Origin of the sequence: Oleomonas cavernae (assembly GCF_003590945.1) — a bacterium.
Lineage (GTDB): Bacteria > Pseudomonadota > Alphaproteobacteria > Zavarziniales > Zavarziniaceae > Zavarzinia > Zavarzinia cavernae.
In genome coordinates this window covers 1-3,923 of the sequence record NZ_QYUK01000020.1, presented here as the reverse complement: position 1 = coordinate 3,923, position 3,923 = coordinate 1, and the positions used below count along the sequence as shown (strand labels likewise).

6 protein-coding genes are annotated in these 3,923 nt (G+C 66.4%); 4 read left to right on the top strand and 2 right to left on the bottom strand.

What is annotated here, in order from left to right:
* Both D3874_RS27550 and D3874_RS27545 read right to left on the bottom strand, forming a co-directional pair.
* On the bottom strand, window positions 1-378 hold a 378-nt coding region (locus D3874_RS27550; protein ID WP_199699402.1), incomplete at its 3' end, for a hypothetical protein.
* Between the two features lie 306 nt (window positions 379-684).
* Window positions 685-1,110 (bottom strand): hypothetical protein, encoded by a 426-nt coding sequence (locus D3874_RS27545; protein WP_147385889.1) that lies wholly within the window; start codon window positions 1,108-1,110, stop codon window positions 685-687.
* Between the two features lie 50 nt (window positions 1,111-1,160).
* Between D3874_RS27545 and D3874_RS27540 the strand changes: the two genes are divergently transcribed.
* From D3874_RS27540 to D3874_RS27530, 4 genes are all read left to right on the top strand, one after another.
* Window positions 1,161-1,610, top strand: a complete 450-nt coding sequence (locus D3874_RS27540) for a hypothetical protein (protein ID WP_119782898.1) — start codon at window positions 1,161-1,163, stop codon at window positions 1,608-1,610.
* Between the two features lie 90 nt (window positions 1,611-1,700).
* Window positions 1,701-2,447, top strand: coding sequence for a metalloregulator ArsR/SmtB family transcription factor (locus D3874_RS27535; RefSeq protein WP_199699401.1), 747 nt, complete (start codon window positions 1,701-1,703; stop codon window positions 2,445-2,447).
* Between the two features lie 23 nt (window positions 2,448-2,470).
* Window positions 2,471-2,659, top strand: coding sequence for a hypothetical protein (locus D3874_RS29760; RefSeq protein WP_199699400.1), 189 nt, complete (start codon window positions 2,471-2,473; stop codon window positions 2,657-2,659).
* Between the two features lie 380 nt (window positions 2,660-3,039).
* Window positions 3,040-3,501 carry an Abi-alpha family protein gene (locus D3874_RS27530; protein ID WP_119782897.1) on the top strand — a complete coding sequence of 154 codons (462 nt, stop codon included), beginning with the start codon at window positions 3,040-3,042 and terminating at the stop codon, window positions 3,499-3,501.
* Window positions 3,502-3,923: the final 422 nt, after the last annotated feature.

Sequence of the window (3,923 nt, the reverse complement as noted above, 5' to 3'; positions counted from 1 at the left end):
CAGGTCCTCGATCGCCGAGAAGATCTTGTTGGCCTCGAAGGCCAGGCGCGATCTCCTCTTCGGAGCGGCCGAAGTTCTCGCCGAACTCGGTGATGTCGGCGCCGACGATGAAGACGTCCTTGCCGCTGGTGACGACCAGGCCCTTGATGTCGCCGGCCTGGCCAACGCGGCGGCGGCCTCGCCGAGTTCCTTGACGGTGGCGGCATCAAACTTGTTGATGGCGTCGTTCTGACGGTCGAAGCACAGCTCGGCGATACCGCCGTCGAGCTTCGCGACCCGGATGGATTGCCCCTGGTACATGGTCACCTCTTGGAGAAAGAAAACGTGGAATTGCGCGGCGCAGAAGGGCCGCAGCCGGAATGAAGAGGCGGCAATCATAGCGACCGCCCCCCCCCTGCGACAACCGAAAAAACCCGCTCCCACCCTATGGCCGGCAAGGCCTAAACCTGCGTAGCTGAAAAATTTTTGACACTGATTCATCACAGACCCTACACTCAGGAAAAGCTTGCAGGGGAAATGTCAAGGGAGTTGGAACGCTGCAGGAAAGCGGCGAGCCAGGCGGGATGACCGGCACCAAGAACAGCCGGCGCAGCCTTGGCCCAGAGCCCATACAAGGGCTTGTTATTCCTGTAGAAAGTTTCCAGCCGCTGGCCGCAACAAGCGACCGGCGAAAATCGGACATTTTCACTCCAGACTGGATTCGCCTGGTGTCGGCCCGTTCGGGGCGCCAAAGGCAAAAGAATGTCGCCTCGCAGCGTGGAGTCGCTGCAGGATGATGATCCGGCGTGTCGCCTCGACCGCCCATGAGTCCCTGGCCTTCCGTGGCGCCATACGTTTGGAGCTTGTTGAACTTATGAAGAAGCCGAGCAAATCCAGCGGCAAGCCCGCGAAAAAGCCTGTTTCCAAGGTCAAGGCGCAAGCCAAGAAGACGGTGACCCAGGTCAAGGCCCAGGCCAAGAAAGCCCAGAGCAGCGCCAAGAAGACCGTGGCCAAGGCCAGGACCAGCGCGAAGAAGACCGTCGCCCAGGCCAAGAGCAGCGCCAAGAAGACGGTTGCCAAGGCCAAGAAGGCGATCAAGAAGCCGGTCGCCCAGGTCAAGGCCGCCGCCAAGAAGGCCACCAGGCAGCCGTGGCCCAGGCCAAGGCTGCGGCCAAGAAGCCGTGGCCCAGGCCAAGAAGGCCCAGGCCGCCGTCAAGCAGCAGGTCGCCAAGGTCCAGACCGCGGTCAGGAAGGACGTGGCTGCCGCCAAGGCGACGGTGAAGAAGGACGTCGCCAAGGTGAAGGCCGCGGTCGAGAAGGTCGTCGCCAAGGCGCCGCTGCCCAAGCCGGCAGCCAAGCCCGCTCCTGCAGCGGCCGCCAAGCCAGCCGCCGCCGCACCCCAGGGCGCGGTCGCCAAGGCCAAGGCCCGGATCAGCGAGGCCACCGACAAGGTCGTGAACGCGGTGCAGCAGGCGATCACGCCGTCGCCGCTGTCGCGCGCCTTCCTGGCCACCTCGCAGGGCAAGAAGGAGGCCTCCGTGCCGCCGCCGGCCGCCGCCGCTCCGGTAACCGCCGCGGAGCCGGCCGCCGCCGAGCCGCAGCAGCCGACCCAGGCCAGCCTGCTGCCCTGAGCGAAAGTACGAAAAGGCCCGCCGTTCTGCCGGCGGGCCTTTTTTGTCGGCGCGCCTCACGTCTAATGGCGTGGATATCCGCCTATCCGCATGACCCTATCCCTGGAACAAAGCACCGAGCTCTGCAGCCTGCTGGCCGACGCCAGCCGCCTGCGCCTGCTGCTGCTGCTGGAAACCCACGAACTGAGCGTGGCCGAGCTGACCGGCATCACCGGTCTGGCGCAGAGCCGCGTCTCCACCCACCTGGCGCGCCTCAAGCGCGCCGGCCTGGTGCAGGACAAGCGCAGCGGCAGTTCCGCGCTCTATTCCGCCAACGGCGTCTCCGGGGCCGTGGGCGAGCTGTGGGAACTGCTGCGTAGCCGGCTGGATGATGGGCAGCTGCGCGTGGACCACGAGCGCGCCAAGGAAGTCCTGCGCAGCCGCACGCCCGGCCAGACCTGGGCCGAGTCGGTCGCCGGGCGCATGGAACTTCACTATTCCCCGGGACGCACCTGGGAGGCCACGGCACGGGCGCTGATCGGCCTGCTCGACCTGGGCGACGTGGTGGACATCGCCTGCGGCGACGGCGTGCTGGCCGAGCTGATCGCGGAGCGCGCCCGCAGCATCGCCTGCGTGGACATCAGCCCTACCGTGATCGCCGCCGCGCGCAAGCGCCTGGCACCCTACCGCAACGTGCGCTTCCACGAAGCGGACATGCACGCCACCCCCTTGCCGGACGCCAGCGCCGACCATGTCTTCGCGATGCATGCACTGGCCTATACGCGCACGCCGGAGAAGCTGCTGGCCGAGGGCTTTCGCCTGCTGCGCCCGGCGGACGCCTGGTGGTGGCCGCCTTGAACGCCCACCGCCACGAGGCGGCGATGCACGCCTACGACCACGTCAACCTCGGCCTGCAACCGACCAAGCTGCAGCGCATGCTGGAAGGCGCCGGCTTCCGGGTGGAAAACTGCCGGATCAGCTCGCGCGAGAGCCGCCCGCCCTACTTCGAGTCGTCACCGCGCTGGCCCGCAAGCCTTAGGTGTCGAGGTTCGACACCGAGGAATGGGTGACAGGCCCTGGGGCACGGCCGCAGGGCCATTCATCTGACGTATGCTTCCGCCGGAAACTAGCTGTTATACCCGCGAGAGGTTTCGAGTGAACCCCAACGATCCGAAACAGGATGACAGCAGCGCCGGCCGTGGCCTCGCCATCAACGATGGTGCTGTCGCCAACGCCCGGCGGGCCGGTCGCTTTGCCGCCAGCTTCCTCAGCCGCCTGCCCGGCGCCGACATCGCGCAGGAACAGCTGCGCAAGGCCGAAAAGGCCCTGTTCGCGACGCTGAAGGACCGCATGGAGCGCGCCGCGGAGGACGAATCTGCAGCCGGCGAAAGGCGCCGCCGCCGGCAACGGCGCCAAGGCGCCGCGCAAGCCCAAGGTCGAGCGCACCTACATGCTGCCGCTGCCGCAGCCGCCCTCGCGCATGTTCGCCGACCTGCTGCAGCAGGCCGTGGACCAGTCCAAGCCGCAGGCCTACGACTACCTGTTCGCGGCGATCCTGCGCGAGCTGGTGCCGGACGAGGCGCGCATCATCTCCTTCCTGTCCGACGGTGCGCGCCACGCCCTGGTCCAGCTGCACAGCGGCACACTGCTGGGCTCGGCGCAGTCGCGCACGCTGATGATGGAAAACGTCAATGCCGTGGCCAAGAACGCGGGCGCCTCGCTGCACGAGTCCGGGCACTACTACATCGGCCGCCTGAAGCGCCTGGGCCTGATCGAGTTCGGCCCGAGGACCCGCAGCTGCTGGTGCAGTACCAGCTGCTGGAAAACAGCAGCGAAATGCGCCAGACCATCGCCAGCATCGAGTCCAGGCCGCGCCAGCGAGCCAAGATCACGAGAGAGACGCTGCGCCTGAGCGTGACCGGCCAGCAGCTTTGGCGCGCCTGCGGCGGGGTTAGCATGCAGCCCAAGCTTTCGGGCCCTTCGGCCCCGAAAGCAGACAGTAGATAAGTAGTTGGTAGATAGTAAAAGCGGCGCTGCTTCTACTATCTACAAACTACTATCTGCTGCACATGGGCTCCATGCCAGCGCACTTCAGTGCGCAGGAATGGAGCCCATGTGCAGCATGATCTGCACCTGCATCTCGCCGACCAGGAAGCCGAGCACCGCGCCCACGGTGATCAGGATCCACTCGTCCTGCTGGAAGGCCGGGCGCAGCAGCGCTCGAACTCGTCCTCGGTGAGTTCCTGCATCTTGTGGGTCAGCGTGGTGCGCAGGTCCATGGCATCGCCGACGTAGCCTTCCATGTGGCGAAGGGTCTCCGGCAGCGTCTCGACG